The organism is Acetobacter vaccinii (assembly GCF_008365315.1).
Taxonomy (GTDB): Bacteria; Pseudomonadota; Alphaproteobacteria; order Acetobacterales; family Acetobacteraceae; genus Acetobacter; species Acetobacter vaccinii.
On record NZ_CP043506.1, the window covers coordinates 2655503 to 2675597 of the forward strand.

22 protein-coding genes are annotated in these 20095 nt (G+C 58.7%); 13 read left to right on the top strand and 9 right to left on the bottom strand.

The window, feature by feature from the left end; all coding sequences use genetic code 11:
- Nucleotides 1-6 precede the first annotated feature (6 nt).
- The 4 genes from FLP30_RS11900 to FLP30_RS11915 form a co-directional block, all read right to left on the bottom strand.
- Entirely contained in the window at nt 7-1524 is a 1518-nt protein-coding gene (locus FLP30_RS11900) for a YifB family Mg chelatase-like AAA ATPase (RefSeq protein ID WP_149279991.1), read from the bottom strand.
- Between the two features lie 3 nt (nt 1525-1527).
- Nucleotides 1528-2787 carry a phosphoglycerate dehydrogenase gene (gene serA / locus FLP30_RS11905; protein WP_149279992.1) on the bottom strand — a complete coding sequence of 420 codons (1260 nt, stop codon included), beginning with the start codon at nt 2785-2787 and terminating at the stop codon, nt 1528-1530.
- Between the two features lie 102 nt (nt 2788-2889).
- Nucleotides 2890-3684 carry a histidinol-phosphatase gene (gene hisN / locus FLP30_RS11910; protein ID WP_149279993.1) on the bottom strand — a complete coding sequence of 265 codons (795 nt, stop codon included), beginning with the start codon at nt 3682-3684 and terminating at the stop codon, nt 2890-2892.
- Nucleotides 3681-4184 carry a c-type cytochrome gene (locus FLP30_RS11915; RefSeq protein ID WP_149279994.1) on the bottom strand — a complete coding sequence of 168 codons (504 nt, stop codon included), beginning with the start codon at nt 4182-4184 and terminating at the stop codon, nt 3681-3683. The genes hisN and FLP30_RS11915 overlap by 4 nt, the downstream gene beginning before the upstream one ends.
- Before the next feature lie 105 nt (nt 4185-4289).
- Between FLP30_RS11915 and FLP30_RS11920 the strand changes: the two genes are divergently transcribed.
- The 4 genes from FLP30_RS11920 to smpB are packed head-to-tail and all read left to right on the top strand — an operon-like array spanning nt 4290 to nt 7338.
- Nucleotides 4290-5027, top strand: coding sequence for a 3-deoxy-manno-octulosonate cytidylyltransferase (locus FLP30_RS11920; protein ID WP_149279995.1), 738 nt, complete (start codon nt 4290-4292; stop codon nt 5025-5027).
- A gap of 4 nt (nt 5028-5031) precedes the next feature.
- Nucleotides 5032-5928, top strand: coding sequence for a prephenate dehydratase (locus tag FLP30_RS11925; RefSeq protein ID WP_149279996.1), 897 nt, complete (start codon nt 5032-5034; stop codon nt 5926-5928).
- 10 nt (nt 5929-5938) lie between these two features.
- On the top strand, nt 5939-6829 hold the full coding sequence (gene dapA, locus FLP30_RS11930) for a 4-hydroxy-tetrahydrodipicolinate synthase (RefSeq protein ID WP_149279997.1): 891 nt from the start codon (nt 5939-5941) through the stop codon (nt 6827-6829).
- A 2-nt stretch (nt 6830-6831) separates the two neighbouring features.
- The gene (gene smpB / locus FLP30_RS11935; RefSeq protein ID WP_149279998.1) at nt 6832-7338 is read left to right on the top strand and encodes an SsrA-binding protein SmpB; all 507 of its coding nucleotides are present in this window, start codon (nt 6832-6834) and stop codon (nt 7336-7338) included.
- Nucleotides 7339-7533: 195 nt separating this feature from the next.
- Here the strand turns inward: smpB and FLP30_RS14360 are convergent, their stop codons facing one another.
- Together FLP30_RS14360 and FLP30_RS14135 are read right to left on the bottom strand one after the other, a co-directional pair.
- A complete protein-coding gene (locus FLP30_RS14360) occupies nt 7534-8223 on the bottom strand; it encodes a cold-shock protein (RefSeq protein WP_274705040.1) in 690 nt (229 codons plus the stop codon).
- Nucleotides 8213-8488, bottom strand: coding sequence for a hypothetical protein (locus FLP30_RS14135; RefSeq protein WP_168200104.1), 276 nt, complete (start codon nt 8486-8488; stop codon nt 8213-8215). Before FLP30_RS14135 ends, FLP30_RS14360 begins: the two co-directional genes overlap by 11 nt.
- Nucleotides 8489-8597: 109 nt before the next feature.
- Here FLP30_RS14135 and FLP30_RS11945 point away from each other — a divergent pair, with 109 nt between their 5' ends.
- From FLP30_RS11945 to mltG, 9 genes are all read left to right on the top strand, one after another.
- Nucleotides 8598-9659, top strand: coding sequence for a lipid A deacylase LpxR family protein (locus FLP30_RS11945; RefSeq protein ID WP_149279999.1), 1062 nt, complete (start codon nt 8598-8600; stop codon nt 9657-9659).
- Between the two features lie 207 nt (nt 9660-9866).
- Nucleotides 9867-10223, top strand: coding sequence for a hypothetical protein (locus FLP30_RS11950; protein WP_149280000.1), 357 nt, complete (start codon nt 9867-9869; stop codon nt 10221-10223).
- A 212-nt stretch (nt 10224-10435) separates the two neighbouring features.
- Nucleotides 10436-11185, top strand: coding sequence for a glycine betaine ABC transporter substrate-binding protein (locus FLP30_RS11955; protein ID WP_149280001.1), 750 nt, complete (start codon nt 10436-10438; stop codon nt 11183-11185).
- A gap of 12 nt (nt 11186-11197) precedes the next feature.
- Nucleotides 11198-12451 carry a class I SAM-dependent methyltransferase gene (locus tag FLP30_RS11960; protein WP_149280002.1) on the top strand — a complete coding sequence of 418 codons (1254 nt, stop codon included), beginning with the start codon at nt 11198-11200 and terminating at the stop codon, nt 12449-12451.
- 259 nt (nt 12452-12710) lie between these two features.
- Nucleotides 12711-13655: an ACP S-malonyltransferase gene (fabD, locus tag FLP30_RS11965; protein ID WP_149280003.1), complete on the top strand. Its 945-nt coding sequence runs from the start codon at nt 12711-12713 to the stop codon at nt 13653-13655.
- Nucleotides 13656-13674: 19 nt separating this feature from the next.
- On the top strand, nt 13675-14418 hold the full coding sequence (gene fabG, locus FLP30_RS11970) for a 3-oxoacyl-[acyl-carrier-protein] reductase (protein WP_149280004.1): 744 nt from the start codon (nt 13675-13677) through the stop codon (nt 14416-14418).
- 293 nt (nt 14419-14711) lie between these two features.
- Nucleotides 14712-14951, top strand: a complete 240-nt coding sequence (locus FLP30_RS11975) for an acyl carrier protein (protein ID WP_025825175.1) — start codon at nt 14712-14714, stop codon at nt 14949-14951.
- Between the two features lie 63 nt (nt 14952-15014).
- Nucleotides 15015-16325 carry a beta-ketoacyl-ACP synthase II gene (fabF, locus tag FLP30_RS11980; RefSeq protein WP_210419286.1) on the top strand — a complete coding sequence of 437 codons (1311 nt, stop codon included), beginning with the start codon at nt 15015-15017 and terminating at the stop codon, nt 16323-16325.
- Nucleotides 16315-17355, top strand: coding sequence for an endolytic transglycosylase MltG (gene mltG, locus FLP30_RS11985; protein WP_408834547.1), 1041 nt, complete (start codon nt 16315-16317; stop codon nt 17353-17355). The genes fabF and mltG overlap by 11 nt, the downstream gene beginning before the upstream one ends.
- Here the strand turns inward: mltG and FLP30_RS11990 are convergent.
- From FLP30_RS11990 to FLP30_RS12000, 3 genes are all read right to left on the bottom strand, one after another.
- Nucleotides 17349-18167, bottom strand: a complete 819-nt coding sequence (locus FLP30_RS11990) for a lipid-binding SYLF domain-containing protein (RefSeq protein WP_210419364.1) — start codon at nt 18165-18167, stop codon at nt 17349-17351. The two genes, mltG and FLP30_RS11990, sit on opposite strands and share 7 nt — an antisense overlap.
- A gap of 124 nt (nt 18168-18291) precedes the next feature.
- The gene (locus FLP30_RS11995; RefSeq protein ID WP_149280006.1) at nt 18292-19089 is read right to left on the bottom strand and encodes an inositol monophosphatase family protein; all 798 of its coding nucleotides are present in this window, start codon (nt 19087-19089) and stop codon (nt 18292-18294) included.
- Between the two features lie 117 nt (nt 19090-19206).
- A complete protein-coding gene (locus FLP30_RS12000) occupies nt 19207-20016 on the bottom strand; it encodes a lysophospholipid acyltransferase family protein (protein ID WP_408834548.1) in 810 nt (269 codons plus the stop codon).
- Nucleotides 20017-20095 lie beyond the last annotated feature (79 nt).

Below are 20095 nucleotides of genomic sequence, written 5' to 3' on the forward strand. Positions count from 1 at the left end.
CAGGCTCTACTGGCCGCCGCCACGCACGCGAAAGGTCGCGGCTTCCGCGACATGGGCTGGCTCTACCCATGCCTCCGCCGCCAGGTCTGCTATGGTACGGGCGACACGCAACAGACGCGTATACCCTCTGGCTGAGAAACGAAACCGCGCCGCGACCGACTGCGCCATATCTTGGGCAGCAGGAGAGACCTGCAAGCTGTCTAGTGCTGCGACAGCATTGACCACGTCCCCCTGGCGGGTCGCCTGTTGGTGCCGGGCTGTGGCAACACGGGCAGCCACGGCCTGTGTGCTCTCACCCTCTGCCTCAGTCATATAGGACAAGGGTTCATAGGGCTGCATGGCAACATGCAGGTCCATACGGTCCAGTAACGGGCCAGAAATGCGCGCCATATAGTCTTCTGCACAGCGTGGTGCTTTCCGACATTCACGCAGGGCATCTCCTATATAGCCGCAACGGCAGGGGTTCATGGCCGCGACAAGCTGGAAACGGGCAGGGTAGGTCACATGAGCCGCAGCTCTGGCTATGCTGACACGACCTGTCTCCAGCGGTTGCCGCAGGGCTTCCAATGCTGCACGGCTGAATTCCGGCAATTCATCCAAAAACAGGACACCGTGATGGGCCAGACTGATCTCACCCGGCCGGGCCTTGCCGCCACCACCGACCAAAGCAGGCAGACTGGCGGAATGATGGGGCTCCCGGCTTGGTGGCCGCCGCAGGGGCCGCCCCCCAGGCAAAAGCCCCGCAGCACTATATATGCGCGACACTTCAAGGCTTTCTACTGCACTCAAATCCGGCAACAGCCCGACAAGGCGGGCAGCCAGCATGGATTTTCCTGCTCCCGGCGGCCCGGACAGCAGAAGTGAGTGCCCACCAGCAGCAGCTATTTCCAACGCACGCCGCCCTGTCTGCATGCCCTTTATGTCAGACAGGTCTGGGCCCGACGGCATTCCGGCAGAGGATGCGATAGGGGAAAATGTGGGTGGCGTCAGAACCTGCAACCCATTGAAATGGTTGATCAGCGATAGCAGGTCGGGCGCAGCAAGAATGGCAATATCCCCGCCGCACAAAGCCTCTTCACCCTGCCCAGCCGGGCAGGCCAGCCCCATACCCATGGCTGCGGCTTCCAACGCGGCGGAAAGAACTCCGGAGACAGGGTTAAGGCGACCATCCAGCGACAATTCGCCCAAGGCTGCGTAACGCGCGGCTTCCTCAGCAGGGATAACACCCATGGCAGCCAGTAGGGCCATAGCAATGGGCAGGTCAAAATGGGCACCTTCCTTGGGAAGGTCGGCCGGGACAAGATTGACCAGAATACGTTTGACGGGCAGTGCCAGCCCGATGGATGTCAGGGCAGCCCTGACGCGCTCTCGCGCTTCGGCAACGGCTTTGTCGGGCAGGCCGACAATCAGGAATGCTGGCAGGCCGGTGGAAATCTGCACTTCCACCCAGACCGGCCGCGCCTCGATACCGGAAAAAGCAAAACTGCGAAGACGGAAATTTAACATGCCCGTCTCCGCAGTCATTGTTCAGCGACCCTTGTAAATCAGTCGGGCGCGAATGGTGCCTTCGATCTCTCTCAGGGCCCCCAGCAGGCGTTCATCCAGTTCAGTGTCGTTACCTGTGTCCGCCTCAATAACAACGTAGCCGACTTCACCATCCGTTTGCAGGAACTGCCCGGTCACGTTGCAGGTCTCACGCAGGAAGATTTCGTTCAGCTTCATCATCATACCCGGCACATTCCGGTGCACATGCATAAAGCGTGTGCCACGGGGGCTGGGCGGCAACTGCACACCGGGGAAGTTCACGGCACCAAGGGTGGAGCCGACATCGGAGTATTCCACCAGCTTACGCGCCACTTCCACACCAATACGCTCCTGCGCTTCGGCTGTGGAGCCACCGATGTGTGGCGAGAGAATAACGTTCTCCAGCCCCATGATCGGGGTAGACAGCAGATCACCAGGTCCTTTCGGCTCCTTGGGAAAGACGTCGATCGCAGCACCAAGCAGGTGGCCACTTTCAAGAGCTTCAGCCAGAGCTTCAAGGTCAACCACGTTACCACGGGCGTTGTTGATCAGGAAAGAGCCCGGCTTCATGGCCTTGATCTGCTCCGCACCCATCAGGTTTGCGGTAGACGGCAACTGCGGCACATGCAGGCTGACCACGTCACTCTGCGCCAGCAGGCTTTCCAGCGTATCCACCGGCTGGGCGTTGCCGTGCACGAGCTTGTCCACCACATCGTAGTAAACAACGCGCATGCCAAAGGCTTCTGCCAGAACCGACAACTGGGAGCCAATGGAGCCGTAGCCGACAATACCCAGGGTCTTGCCGCGGACTTCCCAGCTATTGGTTGCCGACTTTTTCCAGATCCCCTGATGGCATTCAACGGAACGTGGGAAAATACGGCGCATCAGCATCACGATCTCGCCCATCACCAGTTCGGCGACAGAGCGGGTGTTGCTGTACGGCGCATTAAAGACCGGAACACCGTTGACCTGGGCTGCCCCAAGGTCAACCTGGTTGGTGCCGATGCAGAAGCAGCCGATGGCCATCAGCCGGTCGGCGGCCTCGATAACCTCGCGGGTCAACTGCGTTCTGGAACGGATGCCCACAATATGGACACCTTCCATGGCGTCCTTCAGGGCTTGCCCTTCCAGCGCGCCTTTCAAGCGCACAACATTCTCGTAGCCGCAGGCTTTCAGAAGAGCCACGGCACTGTCGTGAATACCCTCCAGCAGAAGAATGCGGATCTTGTCCTTGGAAAGAGACAGGTGCGTGCTCGTGCTCATTATGGAATGACCGTCACTGTTGTGCCAAGCCGCAGCCCTATCCCAAATTCGGCCGAATGAACAGAGTGCTCTTTGCCGCCATGGGGGCAAAGAGCCCAAAAGTCAGCTCTGACCGCCCAGAATAGCCACCGCCTGCTGGTGCAAGGCAGCGGAGCCCGCGGCCAGAACAGTGCCATCCCCCCCAATCCGCAGGGGCGCGCCGCTCCAACTGGTTATGACCCCACCGGCCCCTTCGATCACGGGCACAAGAGCCGCCCAGTCCCAAGGATTCATGCCACATTCGGTAATCAGATCAATCTGCCCCAATGCCAGCAGGCCATAGGCATAGCAGTCCCCCCCCCAGGTCATGCGACGGGCCTGCGCCTTCAAGGCCTGCCAACGGTCATGAGGGGCCGTTTCAAGGATTTCGGGAGATGTGCAGGACATCTCCGCATCAGCCAGCAGCACGGTTTTTCGGGTGCCGATGATCCCTCCCAGCGGTGAGGACAATACCGTCGGCCTGCCTGTCACACCAACCCAGCGCTCCTCAAGCACGGGCTGGTCCAGCACTCCCAGCACAGGCACGCCATCCTTTAACAGGGCAATCAGTGTGCCAAACAGTGGCCGCCCGGTCACAAAGGCCCGCGTGCCATCCACCGGGTCCAGCAACCACTGGTAGCTGGCAGTCGCATTCTCCTGACCAAACTCCTCACCAAACACACCGTGGCTGGGCAGACGCTCGGCCAGAATAGCACGCATAACCCGTTCTGCACTGCGGTCGGCAATGGTGACAGGGCTTGCGTCATCCTTGCTCTGCACAGCCACGCCCCGACGGAACCAGGGCCGCACAACGCAGCGTGCGGCATCCGCCAGCATGGTTGCGACCTCAACAAACAGATCTGTATCGCTTGGGCTCATGGGGAATGCTCCGTGGGAGAAGGCTGCTCATGCAGGGTCTGCAAAAAGGCAATAATATCCGCACGCTGCCCGGGGTCTGAAATACCTGCAAGGGACATCCGGGTGCCGGGCGCAAAATGAGATGGCGCCTTGAGCCAGTCAGACAACAGGCGCGGGGTCCATGTCTGTGCCGCATGCTGTTTCAGCGCGCCCGAATAGGTATAGCTGGCAATCGACGCGACAGGCCGCCCTACCACACCAAACAGGGCTGGCCCGGCAGAATCACCACCACCACGGGTCAGGCTATGGCAGAAGGAGCAGGATGAGTTTACAATGTCCTCTCCACGTGCCGCGTCCCCCTTGGGCAGTGCTTCTTCCCTCTGCTGGTCAGGCATGACAAATGCCGGATTGGCAGGGGCTGTTGCGGGCACTGCAGCCAGCGCAAGCGCACGACACCCGACAACGATGGAAATGCTCAGCAATACCGAGAGAGCGGCCCGGTTCAGGTCCCTGCCAGTCATAGTGTTCGGAGCATCCTTTCCCCCGTTGCGTTTGGCATGCAGCTTTCCTAGACTGCCCGCCGCTTTTGTACGGCTATAGGCCGCGCTGTATTTCGGAGCAAGCTGATGGTATCGCCCCTTGTTGTTATCCCCGCCCGGCTTGCTTCCACACGCCTGCCAGGCAAGCCGCTGGCCGATATCAGCGGCAAACCGATGATCCTCCATGTGCTGGACGCCGCAGTGCGGGCCAATATCGGCCCGGTCATTATTGCCGCAGCCGAGCAGGAGATCTGTGATGTTGTCAGCCGGGCAGGGGGCAGGGCTGTGCTGACCGACCCGCAACTGCCATCTGGCTCGGACCGCACATGGCAGGCTGTGCAACAGGTTGACCCCGATGGGCAGTACGATGTCATCATCAACCTGCAAGGTGACCTGCCAACCTTTAATCCGGCAGACCTGCGGGAAGTGCTGCATGTCATGGACACGCCGGGATTTGACATTGGCACGCTTGTCGCCCCTGTGACATCAGAGGAGGAGGCATCAGCCCCCTCAGTTGTCAAAACGGCCTGTCATTTTTCCGATGAGTCCCCCCACGCATCAGCTCTGTATTTTTCACGCCAGCCTATTCCTTGGGGAGATGGGCCGCGCTGGCACCATGTTGGTGTTTATGCCTGGCGCCGAGCAGCGCTGGAACGTTTTGTAAGCCTGCCCCCATCCGGGCTGGAAAAACGGGAAAGTCTGGAGCAACTCAGAGCGCTGGAAGCGGGCATGCGTATTGGCTGCGCCCGCATTGCTCATGCACCGTTCGGTGTGGATACACCTGCCGATCTGGAACGCGCCCGTCAGATTCTTGGAGCACAGTAAATTTATGGTACGGCAGGTCATAGCCTTTCAGGGCACTCCGGGCGCCTATTCCGATCTTGCATGCCGCACGGCCAGACCCGGCTGGACAACCCTGCCATGCCGCAGCTTTGCAGATGCCATCCACGCCGTACACGAGGGCCGGGCAGAACTCGCCATGCTGGCGTGCGAAAACAGCCTGGCTGGGCGTGTGCCCGATATTCATTCCCTCCTGCCTGCCTCGGGCCTGCACATTGTTGGCGAACATTTCCAACGTGTGGAACACTGCCTGCTGGTGGTGCCAGGCACCCAGATGGAACAGGTCAAACGGGTACATACGCACGCCGTCGCCATGGACCAGATCCGCAATCTGCTGCGCACCCACAAGCTGACACCCGTTACCGAATTTGACACGGCAGGGGCGGCAGAACTGGTGGCTCTCTGGGGCAAACCTGAAGAAGCCGCAGTTGCATCAGAACTGGCTGCCCAGTTATACGGACTTGAAATTCTTGCACGTAATGTCGAGGACGCCGCCCACAACACGACCCGCTTCTACATTGCGTCCCGCACGCCTGAGCGCCCACCAGCAGGCACCCCCAGAACCATGACAACCCTGATGTTCAGCGTTAAAAATGTTCCGGGCGCCCTGTACAAAGTCCTTGGGGGCTTTGCCACCAACGGCGTGAACATGACCCGTCTGGAAAGCTACATGAGCGGGGAAACTTTTGCTGCCACCCGCTTTCTCATGGATGTTGAAGGCCACCCCGATGACCCAGCGCTGGGCAAGGCTCTGACCGAACTTGAATTTTTTACACAAAACGCCACTATTCTGGGTGTTTACACCCAGTCGCCCTTTCGCCACCCTCCATCAGCCAAAGGGCAGGACACGCCGCGTTCCGCACCGGCAGATGCCATATCAGGATAAGTGACTGCCCATGTCTCACACATTTTTTTCCGGCTCGATTACCGCGCTCATTACGCCCATGAACCAGGATGGCAGCCTGGACTTTCCATCTTTTGAAAAACTGGTGGACTGGCAAATCCGCGAAGGTACGTCGGCCCTGTGCGCCGTTGGCACCACAGGCGAAAGCCCGACCCTGAGCCACGAGGAACACCACGCCGTTGTCGAGCGAACTATAAAGGTTGCCAACGGACGGGTTCCCGTTATTGCGGGGGCCGGATCAAACAGCACGTCAGAAGCCACAGACCTGGCCCGTTATGCTGAAAAAGCAGGGGCTTCTGCTGTGCTGGTGGTGGCACCCTATTACAACAAGCCAACACAGGAAGGGCTGTACCAGCACTATATGGCTATAGCCGACGCCATTTCTATTCCCGTCATTCTCTACAATATTCCCGGCCGCTCGGTTGTTGACATCAGTGTTGAAACCATGGCCCGTCTGGCCCAGCATGGGAACATTATTGGCGTGAAGGATGCCACCGCCAATCTGCTGCGCCCGCTGCAAGTGCGTGCCGCTATTGAAAAACCCTTCAACCAGCTTTCTGGAGAAGATGGCACCGCTGTTTCCTTCCTTGCTGCTGGGGGCAGTGGCTGCATCAGTGTAACATCCAATGTCGCCCCAGCTCTGTGCGCTGCGGTCCAGACTGCCTGGCAGGAAGGTCGCCCGCAGGATGCCATTGCCATTCAGGACAAGCTACTGCCGCTGCACGATGCGCTGTTTTGCGAGAGCAACCCGGCACCGGTCAAATATGCCGCAAGCCTGCTGGGACTGGCCGGGGAAACCTGCCGCCTGCCGCTGACCCCCATTGGTGAGTTGTCCCGCCAGAAAGTCCGTAACGCGCTTGTTGCCACCGGCCTGCTGAACTGACCATGTCGCAAAAATCAGGCAAATCCGGCAAAAGCTCCATGATATCCCACGGCATTGCGGCACAAAACCGCAAGGCCCGGTTCAATTATGCCATTCAGGAAACAGTGGAAGCGGGGCTTGTACTCCGTGGGCCGGAAGTCAAAAGCCTCCGCCTAGGCCGCGCGACTATCAGCGAGGCCTTTGCTGGGGAACGTGACGGAGAACTATGGCTGTTCAACAGCTACATCCCCGAATATCAGGGGGGGGTTCTTTCCCGTTTTGATACCCGCGCCCCCCGCAAACTGCTGCTACACCGCAAGCAGGTGCGTAAATACATGGGAGCCATTGCCAAACAGGGTGCCACTCTGGTGCCGATGGACATTCACTTCAATGACCGAGGCATGGCAAAGGTCACTCTCGGTCTGGGTATCGGCAAAAAAGCGGTTGATAAGCGCCACGCCATTGCTGACCGTGATTGGCAGCGCGACAAAGCCCGCCTGATCCGCAACAAGGGCAAGGGCGATTACTGAAAAAGTGTTCTAACCGGCTTTGGGTCACTTTTGAGCATTCAAAAATATCGCTTTTTAAAACTGCGCGGCCAAAAAAGTATCATTTATCTGACTTCAGACCCCACCACCCGCATAAGCCGTTTTGCCTGAACGCTTCAGTCCAAAAAAAAGCCCCGGTTTTAGCCGGGGCTTTTTTCGTCGATGAGAGCGTTAGCCTCAAGCAGACGTCACTTCAGCAGCTTCCGGACCTTTCTGGCCCTGAACAACCTTGACGTTCACACCCTGACCTTCGTTCAGACCATTCAGGCCCGAGCGCTCCAGAGCGGATGCATGGATGAAGATATCCTTGCCGCCGCCTTCAGGCGTAATGAAGCCAAAACCCTTGACGGCATTGTACCACTTGACGGTACCACGCATGTCTTCCGCACCGGAAACATCCGGAGCAGGCCGAGCGGCCGGGCGTGCACCAAAGCCAGGACGGGCAGCGCGGGGGCGCTCCGGCTGGGCAGTGCTTTCGTCGACGGAGATGACTTCAGCAACCTGGCGGCCCTTCGGACCCTGGCCAATCCGCACAACAAGTGTTGCACCAGGATTTACACCCTGAACCCCAGCCTGAGACAGTGCATTGGCATGCAGGAAGACATCGCCGGAACCATCAGCCAGTTCAACGAAGCCGAAGCCCTTTTCACCGTTGAACCACTTAACAGTTGCGCCCACTTCCGGGCCGGAAGCAACAACCTGCGGGCCACCAGCCGAACGACGGGGAGCAAAGCCACCACGGTCACCGGCGCCAGCGCCGCCACCGTAGGAAGGGCGTTCGCCAAAGGACGGCATCGGCATATAATCGTCATCAAATCCGCCGCGGCGTGAAAAACGGGGGCTGCGGTCGGTCCTGTTACTTTTCAAGGGTCTTGATCCTGGAGTGCGGAGAAGATGAATGCTTCTCGGAATAATGGACAACAGGCAGATTGCCGGAATGGCTTGACAGGGCAGTTCTGTTTGAACCAAAACCCACCATTTCATTCCCGAATGCTGCAATATACCCACCATTTTCGTAGCACAGGCAACAGCAGGCTGCTACAGGAAAGCACGTGATCAATCGGGCTGGCGCAATTTTTTCTGCACACACTTTTTTGTGACCCGGCGCAGCAGAGGCATTCGCCTGCTGCATTCTGCCATTCTGCGGCCCTGTGGCATAACGGGGTTTCTCGCCCTGACACAATCATTTAAAGAAACGCCACATCCAGCCCGCCGCACCCGGTTACAGGAGAATCCGCAGCATGCCAGTCGAGACCACCCCAACGCGCCGTCTCAAACACCTGGCCCTAGCATCTGCCTTTATAACAGGCAGCGCGATTCTGCCGCAGGTGGCCAAAGCTACTCCGGCGGCTGACAACCGGGGCACCTGGACCCTGCAAGGCGAGAATGATGCCGTATCCACCCTGCACGGCACATCAGACCAGTACTATACAAGTGGGCTGCGTTTTAACTGGACCTCTGGCACCGACACACTGCCCACCCCCATAGCGGCCATTGGCAAGGCCATATGGGGGGCAGGGGTGCAGCGCATTAGCATTGGTGTGCAGCAGATGATTTTCACGCCACATGACACGCAGGCATCGAGCCCCTGGGGGCCGGGCCAACCCCACACCAGCCTGCTGCGCGACCGGCCTTATAGCGGCCTGCTGCTCGGCACGATCAATCTGATCACCGACACGGATACGACCCGCAGCGTTTTTGGCATTCAGGTTGGTATTATGGGGCCTGCCGCAATGGGGCGACAGTTGCAGAACGGCTTTCATAATCTGATTGGCGACACCGAAAATCAGGGTTGGTCGCATCAGCTCCAGAACCAGCCGATCTTTCAGGTGCAGGGGGGCCGCACATGGCGGCTACCGCTGGCCAACGTTGGTGGAATCGAGTTTGACATGCTGCCATCCGCTGCCGCGGCCATTGGCGACTATCAGATTTACGGCAGACTCGGTGATACGTTCCGGATCGGGCAGGGGCTGGACAGTGACTTCGGCACCCCCACCATTCAGGCTTCTGGCACCGATGGTTCCGATGCTTACAAGGCTCGCCGCCCATTCGCGTGGTACGCCTTTGGGGGCGTAACAGGCTCTGCCGTTGCCTATGATGCCTCGCTTGAAGGCAACACCATGCGTTCAAACTCCCTGCACGTGAATAAGAAGTGGGATGTCGGCGAGATTCACGCAGGCGTCGCAATCATGTTCTGCGGCCTGCGGGTTTCCTACAGTCAGGTGTGGCAGACTCAGCAGTTTTATGGCGCACGCTCTGGCCTGTTCAACTATGGCTCCCTGACAGTCTCCACCAAGTTCTAATTTATGCCTAAAAATTAATCATATGCTTTTATTTTGATCTTTATTTAAGGCAATTCCACAGCATTTTGTGGTTTTTGCGCCACTCCCACCTCAACCTGCCTCATAATGAGGCGTTGAGCCTCTATTTGGAGTGGCGCACCCAAAATCCCCCCCCTACACTCCAAGACAGAGAGAAGCTCAGGGGCCGTTTCAGGGGGGCACACAGTCATGGCAAACACATCTGCAACATTGAACGTCTGTCAGGTCATTCCGTTCCAGATGGAAATTCTCTCCCGGCACAAGGATTACCTTATGCGCTGGCTGGAAGCCGGGATGCCGATGGGTGTGAGCGATGCCGATATTTTCCCCGCTGAGGAAAAGCAGTCCGGCATGTCTTCCGGCTATGTGCTGGTCTGGGTGCGCGAAACACCAGACCCGGCCTACAAGGTCTATTCCCGCGGCAACCGCTGGTTTGTGGTCGATGCCATCCGCGACAATGTTCTGGGCAATTTCCCCTCCTTTTCTGGCGCACTGAACATGATCCGCCCTGTCCTGACTGTCGAAAAGGATATCGTGGCGGCCTGATCACTCCTCCCCACATCATGCCTCATGTCTTGGGCCGCCTTTTCCTGTCGGGAAAGGCGGTTTTTTATTAGGCCAACGGCCTTTGGACGACTGCACAAAATACAGCCATCTGCATTTGAGGGATTGCCTCAGACAATTCTCCTGCTGCAAGGATCAGGGCAGACTGCCAGCCCGCCCTGCGGCCGCGCTCACCAGAATAAGGATACTGACTAATGACAACCCTGACCCTCGCTTATCCTGACTCGACCGTTCACGAGGCGACAGCGGCTGCCATTATCCGCGTTCTGGAAGCCAACGATGTCGAGGCTGACCTTGTCACCGGCCCCAAGCACGTGCTGGCCGATATGCTCCGCAAGCAGGAAATCGATATTTTTGTCTCGGCCTGGCTCCCTGATGAGGACGGAGACCTGCTTTCCGCTGGCGTGACCCCGCTGGGCAATCTGTTCAGGCCCGAAGCCTGCTGCTGCATTTCGCAGGAGAATACGCGCTTTACGTCGCTCGCAGATATCGCCCAGGCAGGAGACGATCTTGCCCGCAGCATTGTAACGCCTCAGTCTCTGCATGCGCACATGGAGCAGGTCATGCAGCGTTACGCTCTTGCTGATGCAGGCTTTATCCTGCGTGTTCTGCCAGATCAGGAAGCTTTGGCTGAACTCAATGCTGCTTTGGTCCGTCCGCAAGCTGTCATCATGCCTCTGTTCCAGCCCTGCTTTCTGTTCCATCAGGGGGGTATTCGCATGCTGGCTGATCCGTTGTCTGCCATGGGCGAGGCACAGACCGCCCGCCTGCTGCTGCGGGATGGCCTGCGGGATGAGCTGGAACAGGATCTGCTGGATGAATTGGACGAGCTGATGCTGAGTGCCAAAATCATCAGCGCCATGGACTACGCCATCCACGTTGAAGGTATGACGGCTGATGAAGCGGCCGAAGCCTGGCAGCGTGGCAAGCTGCTACCCCGTTAAGGCCCGCGCACCATGCCTGAACAGAACGATACGCGCGACACGGGGCTGGCTGCCCAGTATGAGGCATATCCTTACCCCGAACGCACTCCGGCCGATGAGCACAAGCGCCTGCTCATCGGCAGCCCCAGCCACCTGCGTGAAATCGATTACTGGGTTTTTGGCGCAAACCGCCCAACCAGCACTCCACTACAGGCTCTTGTCGCCGGGTGCGGCACAGGTGACGGCGCCATTATGCTGGCCACACATCTTGCGCGGGCAGAGCGGCCTGGGCAGGTTGTCTGCGTCGACCGCTCTCATGCTGCGCTCGAAATCGCCCGGAACCGGGCTCAGGCGCGCAAGCTGGAGAACATCCGCTTTGTGCAGGGCGACCTGACAGAGCTGCCAGCACTTGGCCTTGGCACCTTTGACTACATCGACTGCTGCGGTGTGCTCCATCACTTACCAAACCCGGATGCGGTTCTGGCTCTGCTGGCCGCCCAGCTTAACCCCGGTGGGGGCATGGGGCTTATGGTGTACGCCCCTTATGGCCGAACTGGCGTTTATATGCTGCAAGATGCGCTGGAAACGCTCGCGCCCATCACCCAGCCACCGCAGGAACGCCTTGATACGGCCCGGCGCATCATCCGTACCCTGCCGGCCACAGCCTGGCTGCACCAGAATGGTAATTTTGGAGACCATCTTTCTGGCGGTGATGCGGGACTTTATGACCTGCTCCTGAACCCCAGGGATCAAGCCTATACCATTACTGATTTTCTGGCATTTCTGGACCGGGCAGGGCTTGAGCCTGCGGCCCTGATGGAGCCCGCCCGTTATAATCCTGCCCTGTTTCTGCCAGACCCAAAGCTCCGCCAGCGCCTTGCCACCCTGCCTTGGCAGCAGCAGGCCGCCATTGCCGAGGATCTATGCGGCAATATGGCCACTCATGTCGCGTATGTTGTCCGCAAGGGGCAGGCTGTTACCCGCCCTGATCCTCTGAACCCCGACAGCGTCCCGATCATGCGTGAAATTCCGGGCGCAGAACTGGCCAAGCAGATGCGGCCCGACAATACGTTACCCTTCGCTTTTGGCACTCTGGTCGTGCCCATTGCACTCCCGTCACAGGCACGAGGCATCCTGCCGCTGATTGATGGGGTGCGGACTGTGGGTGAGATCGAAGCTATTCTGTCCACACGCGGGGTCAATGCGCAGAAATTCAAACAGGTCTGGGCAGAGAGCTTCCACAGCCTTGAACAGTTGAACCGGGTGCTCCTACGCCCTCCTGCTTAATTTCCAGCCACACCCAAGCACTGGCAGGCGACTCTCCAGGCACCCGCCAGAACAAGCCCACAGCATGGTCGCATATTGTGCCCGGCGGTGCCGCCCTTTATTCTCCCGCCGCTTTAATCATGCCGGGTTATGCCGCAGAGTGCGCCTCCTCTTTTGTAAGGCGCTCCCTGCGGCATTTCTGACGCCTCGCGTCGCTCTGGCATGCCAGGAAACCGCCCGACCCTTGCTGGTCGGCCTTTAAATTTGTGTGAGACATTCCATGGCCGTTTACGCATTCGTTTTTCCCGGACAGGGCAGTCAGACCGTTGGTATGGGGCAGGAAATAGCCCAGGCCTTTCCGGCTGCCCGCGCAGTTTTTGAGGAAGTCGACGAGGCTCTAGGCGAACACCTGTCCAAGACCATCTTCGAAGGCCCGATCGAAACCCTGACCAGCACGGAAAATGCCCAGCCTGCGTTGATGGCGGTTTCCATCGCAATCCTGCGCGTGCTGGAGCGTGATGGCGGGATCGACCTCAGCCAGTCCGTAACGCTGCTGGCAGGCCACTCCCTAGGGGAATACACGGCACTTGCAGCCGGACGCGCCCTGAATGTCACCGACACAGCCCGCCTGCTCCGCCTACGGGGCAAGGCCATGCAGCAGGCCGTACCCGCGGGTGAAGGCGGCATGGCCGCCCTGATTGGCGCCACCCTGGAGCAGGCCGAAGAAATCTGCGCCCAAAGCGGCGGGGCAGGCAGTCTTGAGGTCGCCAACGACAATGGCGGTGGCCAGATTGTTCTGTCCGGCAAAATGGCCAGCATTGACGCAGCCATCGCTCTGGCGAAGGAGATGAAGATCAAGCGCGCCGTCAAGCTGCCCGTCTCCGCCCCGTTCCATTCCTCCCTGATGCGTCCGGCTCAGGATGTCATGGCAGAAGCTCTGGCCCAGGCGCAGATTATGGCCCCGATTGTGCCTGTCATCGCCAATGTAACGGCTGCGCGCGAGACCGATGCCGACACGATTCGCAACAATCTGGTCGAGCAGGTCACCGGCCGCGTGCGCTGGCGGGAAAGTGTGACCGAAATGGTCAAGATGGGCATTGATACGTTTGTTGAGGTCGGCGCAGGCAAGGTTCTGTCTGGCTTGGCCAAGCGTATTGAACCGGATGTTTCAACCTTCACAATCGGCACCCCGGCCGATGTAGAAGCTTTCCTCAAATCCCTCTGACAGAATGGATAACAAAAACATGTTCAGACTTGACGGAAAAACCGCCCTTGTCACAGGCGCGTCCGGTGGCATTGGCGGTGCCATTGCCCGTGCCCTGCATGCACAGGGGGCCACTGTTGTCCTTTCTGGCACACGGGAATCGGTTATTCAGCAGCAGGCGGAAGAACTGGGGCAGGGCAGGGCGTTCCATGTCGCCGCCAATCTGAGCGACGCCGACGCAGCCGACACGCTGATTGCCCGCGCTGAGGAATGTGCCGGAGCCAGCCTGGATATTCTGGTCAACAATGCGGGCCTGACCCGCGACACACTGGCCCTGCGCATGAAAGATGCGGACTGGAACCAGGTTCTTGATGTTGATCTTGCAGCCCCCTTCCGGCTGAGCCGCGCCGCGCTGAAAGGCATGCTGCGCCGCAGGGCAGGCCGTATCATCAACATTTCCTCAATCGTCGGGGCCACGGGCAACGCAGGACAGGCCAATTACGCTGCCGCCAAGGCCGGGCTGGTCGGGATGAGCAAGTCCCTTGCGCAGGAAGCAGGCTCCCGCGGTGTCACCGTCAACGTGGTGGCTCCTGGCTTTATCGTGACCCCCATGACCGACGCCCTGTCGGACGCCCAGAAGGAAAAGCTGACAGCCACCATCCCACTGGGCAAGCTGGGCAAGCCGGACGATGTTGCCGCTGCTGTGCTGTATCTGGCGTCGGAAGAAGCAGGCTGGGTGACGGGCACCACCTTGCATGTTAACGGCGGCATGGCCATGATCTGAACAAAAGGTGCGGGAAGCGTCTTGCGGCCTGCCCATGGAGTGGTGCAAAACATTTCCAGATGTGGCAGACAGGCAGCGCAAACAGTGCCACACAAGGCTGACGGGGCATCTATCTGTCCGGTTTGCCTTGGCGTGGTGTAGGAAAACGTGCTAATCGCCCGCAATTCCTGCTGCGAAACGGAAGGCTGGCACCAGATTGCCCCGCTTTACGCATCGCAGTCGGGACTGTAACGCATCAAAGTACCTGAACACCCTTGCCGCAAAGCGGCCAGGCACATGGGATTGAAAGACAGATGAGCGAAATCGCTGATAAGGTTAAGAAGATCGTGGTCGAGCATCTCGGCGTCGAGGAAAGCAAGGTCACACCGGAAGCATCGTTCATTGACGATCTGGGTGCAGACAGCCTCGACACCGTTGAACTGGTGATGGCATTCGAAGAAGCCTTCAATGTCGAAATCCCGGAAGATGCGGCCGAAAAGATCACCACGGTGAAAGACGCCATCGATTACATCGAAAAGCAGAAAGCCGCCTGAACAAGGCGCTTGACTGTAGGTAATGGAAATACGGTCCCTCGGAATGGCTGGGGGACCAGTGATGTGTCGAACAGGGAGCGGGCTGGTTTGTTGCTGTCGGCCGGAGTGGATTCTGGACGGAGACGCGTTGTCGTCACCGGCATGGGCATCGTCGGGCCTCTTGGCCTTGGTGTCGAAAACGTATGGTCGCGTCTGATCGCTGGGGAAAGCGGGATTGGAAAAATCACGCAGTTCGACCCCAGTGCATTGCCCGCGCATGTTGCTGGTGAGGTGCCGGAAGGCCCAACCGCTGAAGGCAAGCTGACGCTTGCTGAATGGGTTCCTGTCAAGGACCAGCGCAAGATGGACCGCTTCATTCACATGGGGCTGGTTGCTGCGACAGAAGCGGTTGAGGATTCCGGCTGGAAACCTCAGACCGAGGAAGATAAATGTCGCACCGGGGTCATGATCGGTTCGGGCATTGGTGGTCTCCAGACCATCTATGATGCCTCTATCACCGTGCATGAAGGTCGGGCCAAGCGGCTTTCCCCCTTCTTTATCCCGTCGGCACTGATCAACCTGGTCTCTGGCCACGTCTCCATCAAATATGGCTTCCAGGGGCCTAATCATTCCGTTGTCACCGCGTGTGCCTCCGGTGTGCATGCCATTGGTGACGCGGCCCGGCTGATCATGCTGGGCGATGCCGATGTCATGGTTGCTGGTGGCGCCGAAGCTACGGTCTGCCCGCTGGGCATTGCTGGCTTCTGCTCGGCCCGCGCCCTTTCCACCGGGTTTAACGACAGGCCGCAGGCCGCGTCGCGCCCGTGGGACAAGGACCGTGACGGCTTTGTCATGGGTGAAGGCTCAGGTATTCTTGTTCTTGAAGAATACGAACATGCCAAAGCCCGTGGCGCCAAGATTTATGCAGAAGTTGTTGGCTATGGCATGTCGGGCGATGCTTACCACATCACCGCACCAGCTGAAGGCCACTACGGGGCATATCGCGCCATGCGTGCCGCCCTCAAGAGTGCTGGCCTGACAACGGCTGACATCAACTATGTCAACGCCCATGGCACCTCGACCATGGCGGATGACCTGGAACTGGAAGCCGTCGAGCGTCTCTTTGGTGACGACGCACGCACGCTGGCCATGTCGTCCACCAAATCGGCCACAGGCCATTTGCTGGGGGCTGCTGGTGCTGTGGAGGCGATTTTCTCCATTCTCGCCATCCGGGACAATGTTGCCCCGCCGACCCTCAACCTCGACTCTCCGTCACGCGAAAGCGTGATCGACCGGGTTGCACATACAGCCCAGAAGCGCTCTATCAACGTTGCCCTTTCGAACAGCTTTGGCTTTGGTGGTACCAATGCCAGCCTAATCGTGCGTGGCGTCTGAGCGTAAACAAAAGACGACGTCTCCCCCAGCGTCCAGACGATGGCTTTCCATCGTTTTTAAAGGAGTGCTGGGGGGCGTTGCTGCCCTAGGGGTTAGTGCTACCTGCCTTGGCTTACTCGCCTGGCATGACTACACCCGCCTAGGGCCACTCCCTCAAGATACCGATATTGTTGTGCCCCATGGGGGCTATACGTCCACGCTTGCCAGCCTGCAAAGCGCCAAGGCGCTGCCGGATGACTGGTGGACCGAGTACCTCTTCCAGGTCGCGGTCACCCTGACCCGTAAAGACGGGCAGTTGCATGCCGCGGAACTGCGCTTTCCAGCCCAAGCCTCCATGCAGCAGATTCTTTGGGTTTTGCGGCATGGCAAGCCGGTTATGCACAAGCTGACCATTCCGGAAGGCTTGTCGGCCCACCAGATCCAAGCCCTTGTGGACCATGCTCCTTTTCTGACCGGACCAACCCCTTTGCCGACAGAAGGGCAGGTGTTGCCGCAGACCTATAGTTACCAGCGCAATACTCAGCGCGCGGCACTACTGGACAGGATGCAGGCTGATATGGCCTCCACTCTGGATACTATCTGGAAGAACCGCGACAGCACAGAAGGCCTGACTGACCCACAGTCCCTGCTCGTTCTGGCATCACTCATTGAAAAAGAAACTGCCAATCCGGCAGAGCGGCCGCTCGTTGCCCGTGTTTTTCTCAACCGGCTTAACAAGGGCATGAAATTACAGACGGACCCGACCGTTATTTATGCCTTAACACACGGTGAAAATACACTAGACAGACCCCTGAGCCACGCAGACCTGCAAACACCGAGTGCTTATAATACCTATTTTACTCAAGGGCTTCCACCCGGCCCTATCTGCGCGCCGGGTGTCTCTTCTCTGACTGCCGCAGCCCACCCCGCCACCAGTGACGCCCTGTTTTTTGTGGCGGATGGGATGGGGGGGCATCATTTCTCAGCAACCTTGGCTGAGCATAATCACAACGTCACGCTACTGAGAAAAAAACAGCAGCAACCTCAGTGACGCTTGCTGCCGACAGGTGTCAGGCTTTCCTGGCGGATGCTACCGCTGGATGCGGTAACACCCATGCTGTCGCTGCTGTTGGTATTATCAATTGTTGCCGCAACATTATTGGCCGTGTTGTTCGGTGTCGCCTTGCTGGCCGCATTTTTCTGCGAATAGCGCATAAGCACACGACGTAGCGGATCAGCCTCCGGGTTATTCACCCGCATGGTCACGACAATGTCTTCCGGCCCGACACTTTGCTTGTAATAACTGCGGTTAAGGTCGCTGTTAACGGTCAGTTTACTACCGCCCAGAGACACCCCGGCAAATGCCCCCTGAGACTTCTGGGCAATGATGATATCCGTATTCCGTGCCCCGGCATTTGCGCTGGCGACCGAGGAACTCATATTAGCAAACGAAACCCCTGCCTTGGAATCAAACTGAAACTGGCTGTCTAGGAGTGCCTGCAACCCTCTGTCTGTCATGACGAAGAATATGATCTGGGAGCTTTGGACCCCAAACTGGATACCAAAACTCGCTGAACTCAGCTTGTAAAATGCCGGGTCTGACCAGGAGCCTCTGGCGTCACGCGCCAGCAGCACGCAATTACCATGCCCGCCACCAAAAGCGATCGACATCTGGAACATCGACGGGCAGACCATCACAGCCCGTGCTGTTGCCAGATCGCCCTCCAATGAGCTTTTTGAATCTCCAGCCGAAAAAATATCCTCAACCGTCAAGGCGGCCTTATCAACAATAGCCTGTGCGTTTTCCGCAGCTTGAGCCTGATGCGGTACTTGCACCCCAAGCACCATGACAAGCGCACACATGCCAGCAGCAGGCAGACGAATAAGCGGATTCATGCTGGTTTCTCTCCAACGATCTGGCTGGTAAACTTTATAATCACACAAAAAAGCACGCTTTTATGGCGGCAGAAAGGCCTGTAGCGGCGTCCTACTCCAACGGAATTGCAACAGCCTGCGCCAACTGATCGGCAATATGAGGATTGGCGGCCAGAATGGTGGCTCCACCTGTCAGACCTCCATCGCGCAGAAAGGGAGAAACTCTGGCCCCAGCTTCCATCAACAAAGGCAGGGCGGCAGCGACATCCCACAGGTTGATCACGATCTCAATATACCCATCCAGCCTGCCGCTTGCCACGTCAGCCAATGCCAGAGCACCACAGCCGCCCGAACGTGGCATGGCCCCCAGTTCCATGATGGCATCCATTTTGTCCATGAAGACTGGCTTGGGCACTCGCCCGCTCCACCCCATTTCGATCATGGCACGGGTTGGGTCAGCCACTGAGGATGCCTGAATGGGGCGGCCGTTCAAAAACGCGCCATGTCCACGCAAGGCCGTATAAACTTCCCCCAAAGCGGGTGCATCGATCACCCCTGCCACGGGTTCATCCCCATCCATCAACCCCAGCGAGACACACCAGCGGCACCGCCCGCGTGCGTAATTGGAGGTTCCATCAATAGGATCAACCACCCAGCGCAGACTGCCACTGCGGGTCGTCCCACCTTCCTCACCCATAAAGCCGTCATCCGGGAAAAGAGCCTGCATGCGCTGGGCAATAAAGGCCTCTACCGCGCCATCCGTTTCCGTCAGCCAATCCTGTGCCGACTTCAAGGCGGCCTGGGGGCCACCCGGTGGCGGCCGCATGGACATGGCCAGCCGTGCGGCATCATGCACAACCGCTCTGGCGGCTTCCAAACGATAGGCCAGGGCCGGGCTGGGTGACGTCATTGGTATCAATTTCCCTTGTCTTTCAAACCGGGCTTACCATAACCAAAACGCGCCCAGCGTGCGACCATCCGCAGGGTATGTCGAATATCACCCACAGAGACAACGGAACTCTCTGACTTATTTATAAAAACTCTTGGGCCAACGCCGATGGAGCCAGAGCCAGCTTTGTGGATACTGCCTGATCCAGGCTTCCAGCCGATCATTGACAGCCTGAGCCAGCAGACGTGTATCCTCATGCCGATTGCCTGTGTCAGGCAGTGTCATCGGCGGTTCCACCACCACCCGCAGGCGGGCAGGGCCAAGCCGGACAACATAGCCCGGCACAACCGGGCAGCGATATTTCAACGCCATGGCAGCGAGGGCAGGGGCTGTCATGGCAGGCTGACCAAAAAACGACAGTTCGATCCCGTCATTCATCTTCTGGTCAACCAGCATGCCTAACCGCCCACCACGGGCAACGTAGGACAGTGCCTCCCGCGCACCACGCGCCCCCTTGGCAAACAGGGGAACGGCCTGCCCCCCCATAGCCTGATCGCGCATCTGACGGATCATGCCATCCACCTCCGGATTGCCTGCTGCGCGATAGAAGGACGCAAAAGGCAGGCCGTGTCTGGCAACAGCAGGCGGTAGCATTTCCCAATTGCCGATATGCCCTGACACAAACAGCACTGCGCCTTTCTGCTGGGCAAGGGCGTGGAGATGTTCAGCCCCCACCACCTCAAAACCCGGCCCTTGTGCTGTATTTTCGGCCAAAGTTGCCACATGGGGCAGCTCCCCCACTGTCCTGCCCAGATTTTCCCACACCCCGCGGACAATGCGCCGCCGGGCAGCATAATCCAGTTCCGGCATAGCCAGCTCCAGGTTGCGATAGGCAACCCGCGAAACCGGCAGCAAAGGACCAATCAACCGACACACAGTCCCAGCCATGGTTGAGGCCTTATCGGGCCGGAGCGTCCCCAGCAGTTTTAAACCACCCAGGACCAGTCCAGCCTCAAGCTTTTGCCAT

Coding starts and splice junctions, on each gene's coding strand:
- FLP30_RS11900 (WP_149279991.1), bottom strand. CDS start 1,524: ATGACTGCGGAGACGGGCATGTTAAATTTCCGTCTTCGCAGTTTTGCT.
- serA (WP_149279992.1), bottom strand. CDS start 2,787: ATGAGCACGAGCACGCACCTGTCTCTTTCCAAGGACAAGATCCGCATT.
- hisN (WP_149279993.1), bottom strand. CDS start 3,684: ATGAGCCCAAGCGATACAGATCTGTTTGTTGAGGTCGCAACCATGCTG.
- FLP30_RS11915 (WP_149279994.1), bottom strand. CDS start 4,184: ATGACTGGCAGGGACCTGAACCGGGCCGCTCTCTCGGTATTGCTGAGC.
- FLP30_RS11920 (WP_149279995.1), top strand. CDS start 4,290: ATGGTATCGCCCCTTGTTGTTATCCCCGCCCGGCTTGCTTCCACACGC.
- FLP30_RS11925 (WP_149279996.1), top strand. CDS start 5,032: ATGGTACGGCAGGTCATAGCCTTTCAGGGCACTCCGGGCGCCTATTCC.
- dapA (WP_149279997.1), top strand. CDS start 5,939: ATGTCTCACACATTTTTTTCCGGCTCGATTACCGCGCTCATTACGCCC.
- smpB (WP_149279998.1), top strand. CDS start 6,832: ATGTCGCAAAAATCAGGCAAATCCGGCAAAAGCTCCATGATATCCCAC.
- FLP30_RS14135 (WP_168200104.1), bottom strand. CDS start 8,488: ATGCAGCAGGCGAATGCCTCTGCTGCGCCGGGTCACAAAAAAGTGTGT.
- FLP30_RS11945 (WP_149279999.1), top strand. CDS start 8,598: ATGCCAGTCGAGACCACCCCAACGCGCCGTCTCAAACACCTGGCCCTA.
- FLP30_RS11950 (WP_149280000.1), top strand. CDS start 9,867: ATGGCAAACACATCTGCAACATTGAACGTCTGTCAGGTCATTCCGTTC.
- FLP30_RS11955 (WP_149280001.1), top strand. CDS start 10,436: ATGACAACCCTGACCCTCGCTTATCCTGACTCGACCGTTCACGAGGCG.
- FLP30_RS11960 (WP_149280002.1), top strand. CDS start 11,198: ATGCCTGAACAGAACGATACGCGCGACACGGGGCTGGCTGCCCAGTAT.
- fabD (WP_149280003.1), top strand. CDS start 12,711: ATGGCCGTTTACGCATTCGTTTTTCCCGGACAGGGCAGTCAGACCGTT.
- fabG (WP_149280004.1), top strand. CDS start 13,675: ATGTTCAGACTTGACGGAAAAACCGCCCTTGTCACAGGCGCGTCCGGT.
- FLP30_RS11975 (WP_025825175.1), top strand. CDS start 14,712: ATGAGCGAAATCGCTGATAAGGTTAAGAAGATCGTGGTCGAGCATCTC.
- FLP30_RS11990 (WP_210419364.1), bottom strand. CDS start 18,167: ATGTGTGCGCTTGTCATGGTGCTTGGGGTGCAAGTACCGCATCAGGCT.
- FLP30_RS11995 (WP_149280006.1), bottom strand. CDS start 19,089: ATGACGTCACCCAGCCCGGCCCTGGCCTATCGTTTGGAAGCCGCCAGA.
- FLP30_RS12000 (WP_408834548.1), bottom strand. CDS start 20,016: ATGGCTGGGACTGTGTGTCGGTTGATTGGTCCTTTGCTGCCGGTTTCG.